The organism is Sedimentitalea sp. XS_ASV28 (assembly GCF_041224545.1).
In the GTDB taxonomy this organism is placed as follows: domain Bacteria; phylum Pseudomonadota; class Alphaproteobacteria; order Rhodobacterales; family Rhodobacteraceae; genus Sedimentitalea.
The window spans coordinates 1-17,956 of the sequence record NZ_JBGFGP010000069.1; the positions used below are offsets into that span (position 1 = coordinate 1).

At 63.1% G+C, this 17,956-nt stretch carries 12 protein-coding genes; 7 read left to right on the top strand and 5 right to left on the bottom strand.

What is annotated here, in order from left to right; all coding sequences use genetic code 11:
* Positions 1–272: 272 nt before the first annotated feature.
* Positions 273–2,771: an adenosylcobalamin-dependent ribonucleoside-diphosphate reductase gene (locus tag AB9K34_RS03105; RefSeq protein ID WP_369952986.1), complete on the bottom strand. Its 2,499-nt coding sequence runs from the start codon at positions 2,769–2,771 to the stop codon at positions 273–275.
* 90 nt (positions 2,772–2,861) lie between these two features.
* Here AB9K34_RS03105 and AB9K34_RS03110 point away from each other — a divergent pair, with 90 nt between their 5' ends.
* A complete protein-coding gene (locus AB9K34_RS03110) occupies positions 2,862–3,293 on the top strand; it encodes a DUF1489 family protein (RefSeq protein ID WP_369952987.1) in 432 nt (143 codons plus the stop codon).
* Between the two features lie 108 nt (positions 3,294–3,401).
* Complete coding sequence (locus AB9K34_RS03115; protein ID WP_369952988.1) at positions 3,402–4,211, top strand: GH25 family lysozyme; 810 nt, start codon at positions 3,402–3,404, stop codon at positions 4,209–4,211.
* Here the strand turns inward: AB9K34_RS03115 and hisG are convergent.
* From hisG to hisS, 3 genes are read right to left on the bottom strand one after another with little or no spacing between them, the layout of a single operon-like run.
* Positions 4,208–4,897, bottom strand: coding sequence for an ATP phosphoribosyltransferase (hisG, locus tag AB9K34_RS03120; protein ID WP_369952989.1), 690 nt, complete (start codon positions 4,895–4,897; stop codon positions 4,208–4,210). The two genes, AB9K34_RS03115 and hisG, sit on opposite strands and share 4 nt — an antisense overlap.
* Positions 4,894–5,982, bottom strand: coding sequence for an ATP phosphoribosyltransferase regulatory subunit (locus AB9K34_RS03125; protein ID WP_369952990.1), 1,089 nt, complete (start codon positions 5,980–5,982; stop codon positions 4,894–4,896). The genes hisG and AB9K34_RS03125 overlap by 4 nt, the downstream gene beginning before the upstream one ends.
* Positions 5,982–7,499: a histidine--tRNA ligase gene (hisS, locus tag AB9K34_RS03130; protein ID WP_369952991.1), complete on the bottom strand. Its 1,518-nt coding sequence runs from the start codon at positions 7,497–7,499 to the stop codon at positions 5,982–5,984. Before hisS ends, AB9K34_RS03125 begins: the two co-directional genes overlap by 1 nt.
* A gap of 135 nt (positions 7,500–7,634) precedes the next feature.
* Between hisS and AB9K34_RS03135 the strand changes: the two genes are divergently transcribed.
* Positions 7,635–7,829 carry a SlyX family protein gene (locus tag AB9K34_RS03135; RefSeq protein WP_369952992.1) on the top strand — a complete coding sequence of 65 codons (195 nt, stop codon included), beginning with the start codon at positions 7,635–7,637 and terminating at the stop codon, positions 7,827–7,829.
* Positions 7,830–7,977: 148 nt separating this feature from the next.
* Here the strand turns inward: AB9K34_RS03135 and dnaE are convergent, their stop codons facing one another.
* Entirely contained in the window at positions 7,978–11,490 is a 3,513-nt protein-coding gene (gene dnaE, locus AB9K34_RS03140; RefSeq protein ID WP_369952993.1) for a DNA polymerase III subunit alpha, read from the bottom strand.
* 344 nt (positions 11,491–11,834) lie between these two features.
* On the opposite strand from dnaE, the gene AB9K34_RS03145 reads away from it, so the two are divergent.
* The 4 genes from AB9K34_RS03145 to AB9K34_RS03160 are packed head-to-tail and all read left to right on the top strand — an operon-like array spanning position 11,835 to position 17,926.
* Positions 11,835–13,196, top strand: coding sequence for a xanthine dehydrogenase small subunit (locus AB9K34_RS03145; RefSeq protein ID WP_369952994.1), 1,362 nt, complete (start codon positions 11,835–11,837; stop codon positions 13,194–13,196).
* Entirely contained in the window at positions 13,193–15,487 is a 2,295-nt protein-coding gene (xdhB, locus tag AB9K34_RS03150; RefSeq protein ID WP_369952995.1) for a xanthine dehydrogenase molybdopterin binding subunit, read from the top strand. The genes AB9K34_RS03145 and xdhB overlap by 4 nt, the downstream gene beginning before the upstream one ends.
* Positions 15,477–16,412 (top strand): xanthine dehydrogenase accessory protein XdhC, encoded by a 936-nt coding sequence (gene xdhC / locus AB9K34_RS03155; RefSeq protein ID WP_369952996.1) that lies wholly within the window; start codon positions 15,477–15,479, stop codon positions 16,410–16,412. Before xdhB ends, xdhC begins: the two co-directional genes overlap by 11 nt.
* Positions 16,409–17,926 carry an ABC transporter ATP-binding protein gene (locus tag AB9K34_RS03160; protein WP_369952997.1) on the top strand — a complete coding sequence of 506 codons (1,518 nt, stop codon included), beginning with the start codon at positions 16,409–16,411 and terminating at the stop codon, positions 17,924–17,926. The genes xdhC and AB9K34_RS03160 overlap by 4 nt, the downstream gene beginning before the upstream one ends.
* Positions 17,927–17,956: the final 30 nt, after the last annotated feature.

Here is a 17,956-nt window from a genome sequence, read left to right on the forward strand (position 1 = left end):
CGTGATCCTCTAGCGAGAACTCATAAAACAGCGCCGGTTGCGCCTCCTGCCGCGGTCCCATCATCGCCGATCCTCCCATCCAACGCAGGAATTGAATCAGCCGACGCCCCTTCGATCAAGGGCGAGTTTTTCAACAAAATAAGCGCCTAAATAATGGAACACGCAAAAGTCTGCTATGAAAGTTGCAGGTTTGACGCCAAGAAATAGCAACTCGGCGTCAACAAATGTCACCTTATGTGTCGTTCCACACTCAGCCGAGGCCAGCTCAAAGCCTATCCACATCTCGAATATCCGCAGCTGGCGCAGGTCATGCAGCCTTCGATCATGCGCATGTCGTATTGGCCGCAACTGGAACACGCCTTGCCGCGAGAGGCGTCGGTGTTCACCACCTGTGCCTGAGGGTCGGATTTCAGCGCCATTCCCTCGCCTTCCAGGAAACCGATTGCGATCATGTGGCGCTCTATCACGCCTCCGATCGCTGCCAGGATCGACGGGATGTACTTGCCCTGAACCCAGGCGCCGCCGCGGGGATCGAACACGGCTTTCAACTCCTCCACCACAAAACTGACGTCGCCGCCCCGGCGGAACACCGCGCTGATCATCCGCGTCAGGGCCACGGTCCAGGCGAAATGCTCCATGTTCTTGGAATTGATGAAGACTTCGAACGGGCGGCGATGACCGTTGATGACGATGTCGTTGATGGTGATGTAGAGCGCGTGTTCGCTGTCGGGCCATTTCACCTTGTAAGTGTTGCCTTCAAGCTCGCTGGGGCGGTCCAGCGGTTCGGACATGTAGATCACGTCGCCATGCGGCGTCCGGGGTTCGGAATTCGAGGTCGCAACCACCACCGGCTGCTCCAAGGCGCCGGTCAGCGCGTCAACGGGCAGTTCCAGTGCATCCGCTATTTTCTGCAGCGCGTCGAAAGGCGGTGATTTACCTTCCTGCTTTATCGACTGGACATATCCGGCGGCCAGACCGGCTTTCAGCGAAAGCGCCTTGTCAGAAAGACCGGCACGGTCTGCCGCACCGCGAATCGTGTCATAGAGTGTGTCGGCACCCGGCGTCGCGGCGTCATTTTCGGCGACACTCAGAACACTTCCCGTCACCTCGTTCGGACGATAGGTGGTGCAACCCTTGCAGCCGGAATCCCACGCCTGCATGTAGACATCCTTGAACGCGTCGAAACTGATGTCCTCGGGACAGTTGATGGTCTTAGAGATCGAGGAATCCACCCATTTCTGCGCGGCGGCCTGCATGCGGACATGGTCGGCGGGCGACAGGGTCTGGGCGTTCACGAAGTAGTCCGGCAGTGCGACGTCACCGAAAGTGTCGCGCCACATCTGCACCGCGTAATCGACGACCTCTTCCTCGGTACGGCTGCCGTCCTTCTGCAACACCTTGCGCTTGTAGGCATAGGCGAAGACCGGTTCGATCCCGGACGAGACATTTCCGGCATAGAGGCTGATGGTGCCGGTGGGTGCGATGCTGGTCAGCAGGGCATTGCGGATGCCGTGTGCGCGAATGGCCTCGCGCACGTCTTCATCCATATGCTGCATGGTGCCACTGGCGAGGTATTTCTCGGCATCGAAGAGCGGAAAGGCACCCTTCTCCTTCGCCAAATCCACCGACGCCAGATACGCGGCGCGGGCGATCGCGTGCAGCCAGCGCTCGGTCTGCCGCGCCGCCTCCTCCGACCCATAGCGCAGCCCCAGCATCAGGAGCGCATCCGCCAACCCGGTCACGCCCAATCCGATGCGGCGCTTGTTGCGGGCTTCCTCGGCCTGTGCCGGCAGCGGGAATTTGGAAACGTCCACCACGTTGTCCATCATGCGCACCGCCGTCGTGACCAGGTCGGACAGCGCCGTCTCGTCCAGCTGCGCCGCATCCCCGAACGGATCGGTCACCAGACGCGCGAGGTTGATCGACCCCAGAAGGCAGGCGCCATAGGGTGGCAGGGGCTGTTCGCCACAGGGATTGGTCGCCGCGATGGTCTCGCAATAGGCCAGGTTGTTGGCGGCATTGATGCGGTCGATGAAGATCACGCCCGGCTCGGCATAATCATAGGTCGCGCGCATCATCTTGTTCCACAGGTCTCGCGCCTGCAACGTGTGATAGACCTTGCCATCGAATTGCAGGTCCCACGGCCCGTCATCCTTGACCGCGCGCATGAAGTCATCGGTCACCAGCACCGACAGGTTGAACATGCGCAGCCGGGCCGAGTCGGACTTGGCCGTGATGAACTGTTCCACGTCCGGATGATCGCAACGCATCGTGGCCATCATCGCACCGCGCCGGCTGCCTGCCGACATGATGGTGCGGCACATGGCGTCCCAGACATCCATGAAAGACAGCGGCCCGCTGGCATCGGCGGCAACACCTTTCACATCCGCGCCCTTGGGGCGGATCGTGCTGAAATCATAGCCGATCCCGCCGCCCTGCTGCATGGTCAGCGCGGCCTCTTTCAGCATCTCGAAGATACCGCCCATGCTGTCCGGTACCGTGCCCATCACGAAACAGTTGAACAGCGTCACCTGCCGTGCCGTTCCCGCTCCGGCGGTGATGCGCCCTGCGGGCAGGTATTTGAAATCTTCCAGTGCCGAAAAGAACCGGTCTTCCCAGGCTTCGGGGGTCTTTTCATGGCTGGCCAGGTCCCGTGCGATCCGGCGCCATGTATCCTCGACGCTTTGGTCGATCGGGCTCCCGTCGGCCTCTTTGAACCGGTATTTCATGTCCCATATCTGTTCGGCGATCGGGGCGGCAAATCGGCTCATGATCCGAATCCTTTCCTGGCAGGCAACCACAATAGCTTGAAGCGGGGTCAATATCCACTACCATATAAACCCTCTAGTGGAGGCGACTCTGTGGACAAGACCGTCAATCTGATCAAACTCTCCGTCGGCACCGAAAGCGTCGAGGATCTGTTGCAATGGCAAAAGACCCGCCGCGCGCAATCGGAGGACGGGCTGCCTCGCCATGTCACGCGGATGTGGCCGAAACGCGAGGCCGAACTCCTGAACGGCGGCTCGATCTACTGGGTGATCAAAGGTCTGATCCAGTGCCGTCAGCGGGTGCTGCGGCTGGATGAGGTGGTAGGCAGCGACGGCATTCGCCGCTGCGCCATCGTGCTGGACAAGAGATTGCAGCGCACGCATTCGGTGCTGCGCCGCCCGTTCCAGGGGTGGCGCTATCTGCCGTCCGGCGATGCACCGCCGGACCTGCCCGAAGGCCGCGACGCGGATGACGTCCTGCCCATGGAGCTCAATCGCGCGCTGGCAGAGATTGGCGTGATCTGATCCCGCGTACCAACATATCGCTGTTGCAGGGGCGCGATATCGTCTAGAAAAGCATCGACTCCAACAACAAGGCCGCACACAGAGACGGCATCGAGCAGGAGAACGACAATGTACAGAATCCTGGTGGCGCTGCTGGCGGCGGCCATCCTCGCCAGTTGTGGTGGACGCGCCGACCGGACGGCGCCGGTGGTACCTGCCAAGCTGGATCCCGAGACGAACCTTCTCGTCTATCCGCGATATGGCGACTCCAAACCGCACCCTTGGAAAGGCCGCGATCCCTATTCCTATCCGATCCACGGCATCGACGTCGCGCGGTATCAGGGGGATATCAACTGGTCGCGTGTGAAATCCGCCGGGATCAATTTTGCCTTCATCAAGGCCACCGAAGGCGGCGATTACATCGATCCGATGTTCCGCGAGCACTGGCAGGGCGCACGCCGCGCCGGGGTTCGTCAGGGCGCATATCATTTCTACTATTTCTGCCGAACGGCGCGCGAGCAGGCCGCCTGGTTCATCCAGAATGTCCCGCGCAACAGTTCCGACCTGCCGCATGTGCTCGACTTGGAATGGAACCACCAGTCGCGCACCTGCCGCCTGCGCCCGGACGGCGAAACCATCCGCGCCGAGGCCGAAATATTCCTCGACACGCTCGAAGCATATTACGGTCGCCGCCCGGTGGTTTACACCACGGTCGATTTCTTTGCCGAAACCGGCATCGGCCGGCTGCGCGATACGGAATTCTGGCTGCGCTCGGTCGCGGGTCATCCCCGCACCGTCTATCCCGGCGCGTTCTGGACCTTCTGGCAATATACCGGTACCGGAATCGTACCGGGCGTCGACGGCCCGGTCGATCTGAACGTGTTCAGATCGTCGCCCGAAAGCTGGTTGCGCTGGTCCGGCGGGGTGACGGCCCGTTAACCCACCTGCCTGATCAGGGTCTTCAACGTTTCACGGTCCGCGTCACTCACCGGTGCGGACCGGCTGCGCCACAGCGTCGCCTGGCTGCGCAGGACCAGACCGTCAGACAGGATCTTCAGGTGATTGGCCCGCAGCGTGTCCCCGGTAGAGGTGATGTCGGCCACCATCTCGGCGGTTTCGTTCATCACCGTGCCCTCGGTCGCCCCCTGGCTGTCGACCAGTTGGTAATCCGCCACGCCGGTCTCGCGCAGGAAGCCATGCACCAGCCGGTGATATTTGGTCGCGATACGCAGCCGATGTCCGTGCCGCGCCCGAAATGCCGCCGCGACAGCATCCAGATCATCCAGCGTATCCACATCAAGCCAGCATTTCGGCACCGCCAGCACCAGGTCCGCATGGCCAAAGCCCAGCGGGCTGACCTCTTCGGTCTGCTGCTCCCAGAGCGGCAACTTCTCATGGACCAGATCGGTCCCGGTGACACCCAGGTGAATACGCCCCGCAGCCAGTTCGCGCGGGATTTCACCGGCGGACAGCAGGACCAGATCAACGCCGTCGATCCCCGTCACCACACCGGCATATTCCCGCTCCGAACCGGTGCGCGTCAGGGTAATCCCCCGTTTGGCGAACCAGCCGAATGTCTTTTCCATCAACCGTCCCTTGGACGGCACGCCCAGCTTGATACTCATGCCAAACCCTCCCGGAGTTCCAGCATCAGACCAGGACGCAGCACGCCGCCAACGGCCGGGATCTCGCTGCCTCCGCCCAACTGCCGGGTCAGGGCATCATACCGCCCCCCGGTGGCTATCGGTGGCAAATCCGGACGACGCTCGGCATAGAATCCGAAGACGAAACCGTCGTAATATTCCATCGACGTCCGGCCATAGCTGGCCTCGAAATCGAGATTCTCGACATCGATTCCGCAAGCGTCCAACGCGCCCAGCCGGGCCTCCAGCAGATAGAGCGACGGCGTGATAGACGGCAGATCCACTGCGATGTCGCGCAGATGGCCCAGCGCGTAAGGCGCCGTCTCACGTACCGACAGCAGGTTGTCCAGCGCCGACAACTCGGTTGCGCTGATCGGCGGCGCTTCGGCTTCCGCACGAAGGGCCTCGATCCGCTCGGCAAGTTCTGCCTGCCCGCGCTTGCCGATCCAGGGCACATCGACCGACAACGGGTCCTCCAGCGCCAGCAGTTTCGCGCGTTTCGGCGGCACAGGCGCGCGTCGCGAATACCGCTCGAGCAAGACCCGGAAGCGCCGGGGCCGCCAGATATGGCGCATCAGCGCCCGCTTGCGCCGCTCGTTGGTGTTCAGCCCGCGAACCGCAGCCATCAGGATGCCGATGTCACCGGTCGCCGCCCGCAGGTTCAAGCCTGCGACCGCCTCGGCAATGCGCGCAAAGACCTCGGCATCCGCCGTCGCGGGATTGCTGCGGTCGAACAGTTCGTAGCCGACCTGCACATATTCGCTCGCCCGCTCGGGATGTTCGTCCTGATGACGGAAAACCTCGCCCGAATAGGTGTATCGCGCCGGTTCGGCTCCAAATTCCATATGCATCTGCACAACGGGTACGGTGAAATCCGGGCGCAACATCTGTTCGCCATGCAAGGCATCGCTGGTCACATAGGCCCGGGCGCGAATGTCTTCGCCGTAAAGATCCAACAGCGTTTCAGAAGGCTGCAGGATCGGCGTTTCGATCGGCAATGCCCCGGCGGCCTGAAACAGCGCACGAAGGCGCGCGGCTTCGGCCAGCGTCTCGGCCCGCGTTGGCATCAATTCGTCCCGATCTCGTGCAGAGCGAGGATCTCGCGCACCTTGGCCAGCATCTCGTCGCGCGCCACCTCGAACTGGCTGGGGCGTTCCTTCCACTCCTCCAGCGTTGCGTTTTCGGCGATCCGCGCGCCAAGGATCAGATCCTTGATCTGCACCACACCACGTTCCCGTTCGTCGCCGCCCTCGATGATCGCCACCGGGCTGTTGCGCCGATCCGCATATTTCAACTGGTTCCCGAAATTCCTGGGATTGCCCAGATACACCTCGGCACGCAGACCCGCGTTGCGCAACTCCGCCACTATCGCCTGATAATCCGCCATGCGATCCCGATCCATCACGGTGACCACCACAGGCCCATGTTCACCCGGCTTGATCCGCCCCTTTTCCCGCAATGCCGCCAAAAGGCGATCAACACCAATGGACACCCCGGTCGCCGGCACGGCCTGCCCTGTAAAGCGCTTGACGAGATCGTCATAGCGGCCCCCACCGGCAACCGAACCGAACTGCCGTTTGCGGCCCTTGTCGTCAAAGATCTCGAAGGTCAGTTCGGCCTCATAGACCGGCCCGGTATAGTATCCCAGACCACGCACCACGGAGGGATCGATGATGATACGGTCGGCACCATAGCCCTGCGCGGCCAGGAGGTCGGCGATATCCTGCAATTCACCGACACCGTCCTCGCCCATGGACGACCCCTGAACCAGTTCACGCAGCCGGGCCACCGTTTGCGCGCCGGTGTCACGCCGTGCGTCCATGAACCCCATGACGATCTCGGCCTGCGCATCCCCGAGGCCTGCGCCCTCGGTGAAATCGCCGCTGTCATCCTTGCGCCCCTCGCCCAACAGCGCCCGCACCCCGTCCGGCCCCAGCCGGTCGAGCTTGTCGATCGCGCGCAGGACAATGCCGCGCGCCTCGGCATGTTTGCCGGGGTCTTGCGGGTCGAGCACGCCGGCCACTTCCATCACGCCATTCAGAACCTTGCGGTTGTTGATACGGATCACGTAATCTCCGCGCGCGATGCCGACGGCCTCGAGCGTATCGGACAGCATCGCGCAAATCTCTGCATCCGCCGCCATGCTCGCCGTACCCACCGTGTCGGCGTCGCATTGATAGAACTGGCGATACCGCCCCGGCCCCGGCTTCTCGTTGCGCCAGACCGGCCCCATCGCATAGCGGCGATACGGCATGGGCAGATCATTGCGGTGCTGGGCGTAGACCCGCGCCAACGGCGCCGTCAGGTCGTATCGCAAGGCCAGCCAGTCGCCCCGGTCGTTATCGTCAAACTCCTGCCAGGCAAAGACTCCTTCATTCGGCCGGTCGACGTCAGGCAGGAATTTGCCCAGCGCCTCTACCGTCTCGACCGCCGAAGACTCCAAAGCGTCAAACCCGTAGCGATGGTAGACCGCCGCAATCGCCTGCAACATCTCACTGCGCTGCGTGACTTCCGCACCGAAATAATCGCGGAACCCCTTGGGTGTCTCGGCCCTGGGGCGGGGCTGTTTCTTGGTCTTGGCCATATCGAGAGTCCTTGGGCAGTCCGGTTGCGGCGCGGTCTAGCCCAAGGTCACCACAGGAGCAAGGCAGCGCAGGTGCAGCCGTTGGAAAAGACGCAAAACCACGCTATGAGCGCGCCGAAGCAATGAGGTACCACCATGCAACATCTTGAAGAGAAAATCGCCCACCTGCTGCGCAGCATGGATGAACTCAGCGACGTGGTCGCGCGCCAACAGAGAGAGATCGACACGCTGACGCGGCGCGTCCACATGCTCATGCAACGCGAAGGCGAACGCGATGCCGAGCGTGGTGGCGGGGTGATCATTGGCGACGAACGCCCGCCGCATTACTGAGCCGGAAAAACGATGAGGGGCGCTGCCCCTCAAACTCCCCGGAGTATTGGGACAAAGATGAAAGGGTAGACCCCGGATCTTCATCTTTGTGAAAATACTCCGGGGGAGACGCCCGCAAGGCGGCGGGGGCAGAGCCCCCCAAACTGCATCAGAGATCCTCGACCATCATTACGCCCTGCAGGCTCTTGAGCGCGCCCTTGATCTGAGGATTGATGGCGAATTCCTGCCCGAGTTCCATCTCGACCTCACCGGGTAGCGCGGGGTCCATCAGGCAGACCTGTACCGGGCCTCTCGCGGCGTTGCGCGCAGCGATTCGGGCGTCGTCAAGGACGCGCGCCACCGTCTCTACGGCATCTACAGTTTCGATAAACACTCGCAGACCAGCCGCCTCGAGTTCACCGATCGCCGCATCGACCGGCACGACCGAACGGGCCAGCAGCTTCAGCTGATCGCTTTCCACGTTGGCTTCGACCGTGATCACCACTTTGGACCCGACATCGAGAAAACCGCGCGATTTTTCCAGGATCTCCGAGAACAGCGTCACCTCGTAGGCCCCGGTCGCATCCGAAAGCTGTGCAAAGGCAAACCGGTTGCCGCGCGCGGATTTACGTTCCTGTCGCCCCGCGACCACCCCTGCCAGTTTGGCCACGTGCGGCGAGGACGCCGCCTTTTTCTGCACCTCTTCCAGCGTCATCACACCCTTGCGTTTCAGAAAGGCGGCGTAATCGTCAAGCGGATGCCCGGACAGGTAGAAGCCGACGGCCCTGAACTCTTCGGCGAGACGCTCGGCGGGAAGCCAGTCATCGACCTGAGACAGGCGTGGTTCTGGGAGATCTTCGCCCGCCTCGCCAAAGAGCGAGACCTGGTTCGAGTTCTTCTGCTCATGCACCGCCGCCGAATAGGCAACGAGCGCATCCAGGCTGTCAAACACGCGACGCCGGTTGGAATCGAGCTGATCGAACGCACCGGCACGTGCCAGCATCTCCATCGGACGCTTGCCCACGCGCTTCAGATCGACGCGTCGCGCCAGATCGAACAGCGTGACAAAGGGCTTCTCGACGCCATCCTGCCTGCGCCCGTCAGTCACCAGGCGCATCGCCTCGGTACCGACATTCTTGAGCGCCCCGAGCGCGTAGACCAGCGCCCCATCCACAACCTTGAAGGTTGCATCCGAGCGGTTCACGCAGGGCGGCACCCATGGCAGATCCAGCGCCTTTTTCACCTCTTCGAAATAGACCGCCAGCTTGTCGGTCAGGTGAATATCGCAGTTCATCACCCCGGCCATGAACTCGACCGGATGGTTCGCCTTGAGCCAGGCGGTCTGGTAGCTGACCACGGCATAGGCCGCCGCGTGTGATTTGTTGAACCCGTAATTGGCGAATTTTTCCAGCAGGTCGAAAACCTCGGTCGCCTTTTTCCTGCCGACACCGTTTTCCGCCGCGCCCTTTTCGAATTTGGGACGTTCGGCGTCCATCGCCTCCTTGATCTTCTTGCCCATCGCCCGGCGCAGCAGGTCCGCGCCACCGAGGCTGTAGCCTGCCATGACCTGCGCGATCTGCATCACCTGCTCCTGATAGACGATGATGCCTTGGGTTTCTTCCAGGATATGGTCGATGAGCGGATGAACCGAGGTGATCTCGCGCTGGCCATTCTTGACTTCGCAATAGGTCGGGATGTTTTCCATCGGCCCCGGACGATAGAGCGCGACCAGGGCGACGATATCCTCGATACAGGTTGGCTTCATGCGCTTGAGCGCATCCATCATCCCCGAGCTTTCAACCTGGAACACCGCCACGGTCCTGGCGGCGGCGTAGAGCTTGTAGGTCTTTTCGTCGTCCAGTGGGATCAGGTTCATCTGGTTCTCGGCGCCTTCCGCGGGCTCGTAGAGCTGCGTGCCGTCCGCCGCCACGTGCAGCGGCCTGCCCGAGGCGAGAATCTGATCCAGCGCGTTCTGGATCACCGTCAGGGTTTTCAACCCCAGAAAGTCGAACTTGACCAGACCGGCCTGTTCCACCCACTTCATGTTGAACTGCGTCGCAGGCATGTCCGAGCGCGGGTCCTGGTAGAGCGGGACGAGCGCGTCCAGTGGTCTGTCACCGATCACCACGCCGGCAGCGTGGGTGGAGGCATTGCGCAGCAACCCCTCGACCTGCTGCCCATAGGTCAGCAACCGGTCAACCACCTCTTCGGCCCTGGCCTCCTCGCGCAGGCGCGGTTCGTCGATCAGCGCCTTTTCGATGCTGACCGGCTTGACGCCTTCGACCGGGATCATCTTGGACAGGCGATCGACCTGGCCATAGGGCATCTGCAGAACGCGACCGATGTCTCGGACCGCCGCCTTGGACAGAAGCGCACCAAAGGTGATGATCTGCCCGACCTTGTCGCGCCCGTATTTTTCCTGGACATAGCGGATCACCTCTTCGCGCCGGTCCATGCAGAAGTCGATATCGAAATCCGGCATCGACACCCGCTCGGGGTTGAGGAACCGTTCGAACAGCAGCGAATAGCGCAGCGGGTCAAGGTCGGTGATGGTCAGCGCATAGGCCACGAGGCTGCCCGCGCCCGATCCGCGCCCGGGTCCGACGGGAATATCATTGTCCTTGGCCCACTGGATAAAGTCGGCCACGATCAGGAAATAGCCGGGAAAGCCCATGCCCTCGATGATGCCCAGCTCGAAATCCAGACGTTTCTGATAGTCTTCGACACTGACCGCGTGCGGGATCACCGCAAGGCGCGCCTGCAGGCCCTCATTTGCCATGCGGCGAAGTTCGGCGACCTCGTCATCGGCGAATTTCGGCAGGATCGGATCGCGACGATAGGCCATGAAGGCGCATCGGCGCGCGATCTCGACGGTGTTTTCCACCGCTTCGGGCAAGTCGGCGAACAGGGTCACCATCTCTTGCTGGCTCTTGAAATAATGCTGCGCGGTCAACCGTCGCCGGGGTTCCTGCTGGTCGACATAGGCACCTTCGCTGATACAGATCAGCGCATCATGCGCCTCGTACATCTTGGTTTCGGGGAAATAGACATCATTGGTCGCCACCAGCGGCAGATTCATCGCATAGGCCATCTCGACATGGCCCTGTTCGGTCAGCCGTTCGGCTTCGGGTTGCCCTCCCTCGCCGGGGTGCCGCTGAAGTTCCACGTAAAGACGGTCGGGGAAGGCCCGTACCATCCGGCCGAGCAGGTCTTCGGCTGCCGGGCGCTGACCCGCCTGCAGCAACATCCCGAGCGGCCCGTTGGGTCCACCGGTCAGACAGATCAGCCCGCCGGAATGCCGCTCCAGGTCCTCGGGCGTGACCTGCGGAAGCTGCCCACCCTTGTCGAGATAGAGGCAGGAGTTCAGCTTCATCAGGTTTTCATATCCGCTCTCGGACTGCGCCAGCAGCACGAGCGGCGCCGGCGCGCGCGGTTTCTCTCCGGGCTGCACCACCACATAGGCAAGGTCGACCTGACAGCCGATGATCGGCTGGATGCCCGCGCCGCTCGCCGTAACCGAAAATTCCAGCGCCGAGAACATGTTGTTGCTGTCGGTGACGGCCACGGCGGGCATGTCATTGGCCTTGCACATGTCCGGCAGTTTCTTGAGCCGAACCGCGCCTTCCAGCAGCGAATATTCGGTGTGAACGCGCAGGTGGATGAATCGGGGATCGATGGTCATGCCGCACGCTACCCCGATCCGGCGCAGACGTAAAAGCGGCTTTTTCAGGTGTTGTCAGGATGGGGACGATTGTCGCCGGATTATTCTGAAAAATTTGAAGGCGTTTTCACTCCTTGACCATACCGGCGGCAGGATGATCCATGAATCAAAGCCTTTAGACAACAGGCGGTCCGGAGGGCGGCACTTCTTTTTCCGCCTTCATGTCGCAGTGCAGCATATGTTTTCCTTGCCAGATCGCACTCTACCTTTCTAACCTGAATTCAATAAACGACCCGCAGGTGTTCTACGTCGCATCGAAAACCTGCAAAACGGGTCACAACAGGGTACTGCGACGGGTTTCAGACATGGACATCACGTTTCTTCTGAACGGAGAGACCGTAGCGTTGTCAGGTGTTTCACCGACGATGACGTTGCTCGACTGGTTGCGCGAGGAACGGCATCTGACAGGAACCAAGGAGGGCTGCAACGAAGGCGACTGCGGGGCCTGCACGGTGATGGTGACGGACGGAACCGGGGCAAGAGCGCTCAACGCCTGCATCCTCTTTCTTCCGCAGTTGCAGGGCAAGGCCGTGCGCACGGTCGAAGGCGTGAGCGGCCCCGACGGCACGCTGCATCCGGTGCAGGAGGCGATGATCACCCATCACGGCAGCCAGTGCGGATTTTGCACGCCCGGCTTTGTCATGTCGATGACCGCCGCCCACCTGAACGGGGCGAGCAATCATGACGACCAGCTGGCGGGAAATCTGTGCCGCTGTACCGGCTATGCGCCGATCATCCGCGCGGCCGAGGCCGCCGCCGGGCAACCGGTGCCGCAATGGGTGCGCGACGATGCGCCCGCCGCTCCGCCCGCCGCGCCGTTTATCCCAGAAAGCGCCGACGCGCTTGCCGAGATCTATGCCCGCCATCCCGACGCCACGCTGGTCGCCGGTGCGACCGATGTCGGGCTCTGGGTGACCAAGCAGCTGCGCGATCTTGATCCAGTCATCTTTCTCAACCGCTGCGACGATCTGCGGCATATCGAGATCGGCGAAACCGAAATCCGGGTAGGCGCGATGGTCGATATGAACGCGATGGGCGCGGCGATGGCCGATCTTCATCCATCCTATGCCGAGATGATCCGGCGCTATGCCAGCGTGCAGGTCCGAAACGCGGCGACCGTGGGTGGCAATATCGCCAATGGTTCGCCCATCGGTGACAACCCGCCCGCGTTGATCGCGCTTGGGGCCACCCTGCACCTGCGCAAGGGGGATGCGCGACGCGCCCTGCCGCTGGAAGAATTCTTCGTCGCCTACGGCAAGCAGGACCGTGCGCCCGGTGAATTTGTCGAGGCGGTCAGCTTTGCGCGCCAGCCGGACAGGCTCAGATGCTACAAGCTGTCCAAACGGTTCGATCAGGACATTTCCGCCGTCTGCGGCTGTTTCAATATCACCGTGGACGACGGCATCGTCCGCGCCGCCAGGATCGCATTTGGTGGTATGGCGGCCACCCCCAAACGTGCAAGGACGGTCGAAACCGCTCTGATCGGACAGCCCTGGACCGCCACCGGTATCAGCGCCGCCCAGGATGCCTTTGACGCCGACTTTACCCCGATGAGCGACATGCGGGCGTCGGCACGCTACCGGCTGGAAACGGCGCGGGCCATGCTGGCGCGATATTTTGCGGAGGATGGCGGGCAGACGGTTTCGGTTCTGGAGGTCAGCGCATGAGTGTCACCGCCCCCCTACCCCATGACGCCGCGCCCCTTCATGTGACGGGCGGCGCGCGTTATATCGACGACATCCCGACGCCGGCCGGTACGCTGCATCTGGCCTTTGGCCAGAGCGGGATTGCGCGCGGCCGGATCACCGCGATGGACCTTGCCGCCGTCCGCGCCGCCGAGGGTGTTGTGGCGGTTCTGACCGCCGAAGATTTGCCCTTTGCCAATGACGTGTCACCATCGGCCCATGACGAACCGCTGTTGTCGGATGGCACCGTGCATCACGTGGGCCAGGCGATTTTTCTGGTTATCGCCCGCAGCCACCTTGCCGCCCGCAAGGCGGCGCGCCTGGGCGAGATCACCTACGAGGAGGCGGAACCGCTGTTGAGCGTCGAACAGGCGCTCAAGGCCGACAGCCGGTTCGAAGACGGTCCGCGCATCTATGAAAAAGGCGATGCCGCCGCCGCAATCGCAGCCGCATCGCATGTGATCGAAGGCAGCATCGAGATCGGCGGACAGGAACATTTCTATCTCGAAGGTCAGGCGGCGCTCGCGGTACCGCAGGAAGGCGGCGACATGCTGGTGCATTCCTCGACCCAGCATCCGACCGAGATTCAGCACAAGGTGGCCGAGGCCATCGGCGTGCCGATGCATGGCGTCCGGGTGGAAACCCGCCGCATGGGCGGCGGTTTCGGCGGCAAGGAAAGCCAGGGCAATGCGCTCGCCTGTGCCTGCGCGGTGGCCGCACGGCTGACCGGCAAGGCCTGCAAGATGCGTTATGACCGCGATGACGACATGGTCATCACCGGCAAACGCCACGACTTCCGCATCACCTATCGGGCGGGGTTCGACGATACCGGCCGCATCAGCGGTGTCGAATTCACCCAGTACACCCGTGGCGGCTGGGCGCAGGATCTGACGCTGCCGGTCGCGGATCGGGCCATGCTGCACGCGGACAACGCCTATCTGCTGCCAAATGCGCGGATCGAAAGCCACCGGTTGAAAACCAACATGCAGAGCGCCACCGCCTATCGCGGGTTCGGTGGACCGCAGGGGGTGGTGGGAATAGAACGGGTCATCGACCACATCGCCCATGATCTGGGTCTGGACCCGGTCCAGGTGCGCAAGCGCAACTATTATGCCGAGGCGCCTGACGCGGATGCCGGAAACACCACGCCCTATGGCCAGGTGGTCGAGGATTTCGAGTTGCACGGCATGACCGAAGCCTTGCTTGCGAGCAGCGACTATGCCGCCCGCCGCGCCGCGATCGCCGAATGGAATGCCAGCCACGACATCATCAAGAAGGGCATCGCGTTCTCTCCGGTGAAATTCGGGATTTCCTTCACCCTCACGCATCTCAATCAGGCGGGGGCGCTGGTGCATGTCTATCAGGACGGCTCGGTTCACCTGAACCACGGCGGGACCGAGATGGGCCAGGGCCTGTTCCAGAAGGTGGCCCAAGTCGCCGCGAGCCGGTTCGGCATTCCTCTGGAGATGGTCAAGATCACCGCCACCGACACCGCCAAGGTGCCCAATACCTCGGCCACGGCGGCCTCGTCCGGCAGCGACCTGAACGGCATGGCGGTCAAGGCGGCGTGCGACACGATCCGCGACCGCATCGCCGCGTTCCTGGCCGAGCGGCATCAGGCCGATGCCACAACCGTGCGGTTTTCCGACGGGCAGGTGCAGGTGGCGGATGCGACCTATACATTTGCCGAGGTCGCGGGGCTGGCCTATGCCGGGCGCGTCAGCCTGAGCGCCACCGGGTTCTACAAGACGCCAAAGCTCGAATGGGACCGGATCAAGGGACGCGGGCGGCCCTTCTTCTATTTTGCCCACGGCGCGGCCGTGACCGAAGTCGCCATCGACACCCTGACCGGCGAAAACCGCATCCTGCGCGCCGACATCCTGCATGACGCGGGCGCCTCGCTGAACCCGGCGCTGGATATCGGGCAGGTCGAAGGCGGCTATGTGCAGGGCGCGGGATGGCTCACCACCGAGGAACTGGTCTGGGATGACAAGGGACGCCTGCGCACCCATGCGCCCAGTACCTACAAGATCCCTGCCTGTTCGGACCGACCGGACGTGTTCAACGTCGCGCTGTGGGACGGGCAGAACCGGGAAGAAACGATCTATCGCTCCAAGGCGGTGGGCGAACCGCCCTTCATGCTGGGCATCTCGGCCTTTCTAGCGCTCAGCGATGCCATAGCCGCCTGTGGCGATGCCTACCCGGCGCTGGATGCACCGGCGACCGCCGAACAGGTCTGGACGGCGATCCGGCGGGTGCGCAATGGGATTTGACCTGGAGGAGTTACGCGCCGCCGTGGCCGCGCACGGTCGCGTGACCCGGGTGGTTATCGCCGCGATACGCGGATCCTCCCCGCGCGAAGTCGGCGCCGCGATGCTCGTCTGGGAGACAGGGCAATCCGGCACGATCGGCGGTGGAACACTTGAATTCCAGGCTGCCAAGGCCGCACGCAGCACGCCCTCCACGGGGGTGAGTCATCACGCACTCGGCCCCGATCTGGGCCAATGCTGTGGCGGCGCGGTGACCCTATTGACCGAGGTCTATGACGCCGCCGCTCTGGCCGCGCTTGACGCGGACGTGATCGCGCGCGCCACCGATGGTCCGGCAATCATGCCGATGTCGGTCCGCCGCGTCCTGGCCGGCGCACGTGCGCAGGGCATGGCCCCCGCGCCGCAACTGCTGGATGGCTGGATGATCGAACCGGTCCATCGGCCCACGCGCCCGATCTGGATCTGGGGCGCCGGTCACGTTGGGCGGGCGCTGGTGCAGGTCCTGGCGCCGCTGCCGGACCTTGCGATCACCTGGGTCGATACCGCCGCGACCCGGTTCCCCGAGACCCTCGCACCCGGCGTGACCAGCGTATCCGCCGCCAAACCCGCGGCGCTGGTGCCGCATGCCCCGACCGATGCCGAGCACCTGATCCTGACCTATTCGCACACGCTCGATCTCGAGCTGTGTCATCGGCTGCTGGGGCATGAATTTGCCTTTGCCGGGCTGATCGGATCGAAGACCAAATGGGCGCGGTTCCGGTCGCGGCTGGCGGCCCTGGGCCATGCCGGCGGACGGATTGCCGACATCACCTGCCCGATCGGCGATCCATCGCTGGGCAAGCACCCGCAGATGATTGCCATCGGCGTCGCGGCGGCGCTGATGCGGTCCGACCAAACAAGACATGCCAAAAAGGATGTGAGCGCGTGACAGTTCCCCTTCTGAGCCTTCAGGGTCTGACCAAGGCCTATCCCGGCGTGATCGCCAACAACAACGTGTCCTTTGACATCGGCGTCGGGCAGGTCCACGCCCTGCTGGGCGAAAACGGTGCCGGGAAATCGACGCTGGTCAAGATGATCTACGGATTGGTGAAACCCGACAGCGGCACCATGCTGCTCAATGGCCGGACCTATGCGCCGCCGGAACCCCGCGCCGCGCGGGCGGATGGCATCGCAATGGTATTTCAGCATTTTTCGCTGTTCGATGCGCTGAACGTGGCAGAGAACATCGCGCTTGGCATGGAAAACCCGCCGGCCATGCGGGATCTTGCGGCACGTATCCGCGACGTTTCCGAAACCTACGGGCTGCCACTCGATCCCTTTCGCACGGTGGGCGATCTCTCGGCCGGTGAACGCCAGAGGGTCGAGATCATCCGCTGCCTGTTGCAGGACCCCAAGCTGCTGATCATGGACGAACCGACCAGCGTGCTGACGCCGCAAGAGGTGGACATCCTCTTCCAGACCCTGCGCAAGTTGAAATCCGAGGGCACCGCGATCCTCTATATCAGCCACAAGCTCGAAGAGATCCGCACCCTGTGCGATCATGCCACGGTGCTGCGTCTGGGCGAAAATGTCGGCGAGTGCATCCCCGCCGAGACCAGCGCGCGCGACATGGCCGAACTGATGGTCGGCAGCGCGCTGAAGCCGCCCGAACGCTCGCGGCGCGAGCTTGGCGAGGTCGCGCTGGACATCAGCGGGCTGTCGGTGCCGTCGCCCTCGGATTTCGGCACGGCGCTCAGGAACATCCACATGACCGTCCGTCAGGGTGAGGTTCTGGGCATTGGCGGCGTTGCAGGCAACGGGCAGGACGAGCTGCTGTCGGTGCTTTCGGGCGAAGTGACGACCGCCGCCGACGCGGTCAAGCTGGCCGGACGGCCAGTGGGCGACCTGGGCCCGACCGCGCGACGGCGGCTTGGCCTGCTGACCGCGCCGGAGGAACGGCTGGGCCACGCCGCGGCCCCGGACATGAGCCTGACGGAAAACGCCATGCTGACCGGATCGGTGCGCGAGAACCTAGTGAGCAACGGTTTCCTGAAATGGCGCGATGCCGAGAATTTTGCAAAACGGATCATCGCCGATTTCGACGTGCGCACGCCCGGTCCGGACAACGCGGCACGATCGTTGTCGGGCGGGAACCTGCAGAAATTCGTAATCGGCCGCGAGGTGCTGCAACGCCCGGACGTGCTGGTGGTGAATCAGCCGACCTGGGGCGTGGACGCCAGCGCCGCCGCCGCAATCCGGCAATCGATCCTCGACCTTGCCGCGAACGGCGCGGCGGTGGTCTGCATCAGCCAGGATCTGGATGAACTCATGGAAATCAGCGACCGCTTCGCCGCTCTGAACGAAGGCCGCCTGAGCACGCCCCGCGACACAACGGGCCTGACCATCGACGAAATCGGCCTGATGATGGGCGGCGCACATGGAATGGAGGTGGCCCATGTCTGAGCCAGAACAGCCCGCACAACGGGAGACGGG